Below are 255 nucleotides of genomic sequence, written 5' to 3'. Positions count from 1 at the left end.
GTCTCGACACGCACCAGCGTCAGTTCGGCATCCAGTACGAGTGTCCGCAGACGTCCGGAAAAACCGTCAGCCGTGCGCGTGAAGAGTCCAATCTGCGCCATGTCAGTGATCCTCTGAGGTATGAGAAGGAGGCGGGCTGGCGGCAGGCGCAGGGCCTGCACCAACCCAGAGCGGTGTCGCGCGCCCGATCACGCTGCTGACCGACAGGGGGCCGAAATACCGCCCGTCGAGACTGCGAGGTTCGTGCGTGTTCAT

General features: G+C 63.9%; 2 protein-coding genes. Both read right to left on the bottom strand.

Annotation, left to right across the window (positions count from 1 at the left end; translation table 11 throughout):
- The coding region (locus B7G66_RS17645) for a DUF736 family protein (protein ID WP_148424794.1) at positions 1-101 on the bottom strand (101 nt) is incomplete at its 3' end.
- A 1-nt stretch (position 102) separates the two neighbouring features.
- Positions 103-255: S26 family signal peptidase (locus B7G66_RS19155; RefSeq protein WP_200146831.1), on the bottom strand; the 153-nt coding region annotated here is incomplete at its 5' end.

It is taken from the genome of Novacetimonas hansenii JCM 7643 (assembly GCF_000964405.1).
Lineage (GTDB): Bacteria > Pseudomonadota > Alphaproteobacteria > Acetobacterales > Acetobacteraceae > Novacetimonas > Novacetimonas hansenii.
This window is presented reverse-complemented; position numbering and strand designations above follow the sequence as displayed.